Raw genomic sequence first — 578 nt, forward strand, 5'->3', positions numbered from 1 at the left:
ATTAATACTATCGCTGTCGAAGATGAGCCGATGTACCCAGGCGATCACACTATCGAGCGCAAAATTCGCGCTTTGATTCGCTACAATGCGCTCGCTATGGTGATGCGCGCTAACAAGAATGACGATGATTTGGGCGGTCATTTAGCGACTTTTGCCTCTAGTGCGACATTGTATGAGACCGGTTTTAACCATTTTTTTCGCGCCGCAAGCGACCATTTCGGCGGGGATATGATCTATTACCAAGGTCACTCAGCGCCGGGTATTTATGCCCGCTCTTATTTAGAGGGTCGCCTCGATGAAGAACAGCTTGATAACTTTCGCCGTGAAGTCGGTGGTAAGGGTCTATCAAGCTATCCGCATCCGTATTTGATGCCAGATTATTGGCAGTTCCCAACCGTCTCTATGGGTCTTGGCCCCATTATGTCGATCTATCACGCGCACGTGCACCGTTATATGGAAAACCGCGGTCTACTAGAAGCTGAAGGTCGTAAGATTTGGGCATTCTTAGGAGATGGCGAGACCGATGAGCCTGAGAGCTTGGGCGCGATATCCTTGGCAGGACGTGAAAAGCTCGACAA

The 578-nt window shown here is 49.8% G+C and carries 1 pseudogene; it reads left to right on the forward strand.

Going from position 1 to position 578, the window contains the following annotated elements:
• Positions 1-578, forward strand: a pseudogene (gene aceE / locus ACTXGO_RS15955) (pyruvate dehydrogenase (acetyl-transferring), homodimeric type); the annotation flags it as partial.

The sequence above is a fragment of the Psychrobacter sp. T6-1 genome (assembly GCF_052258445.1).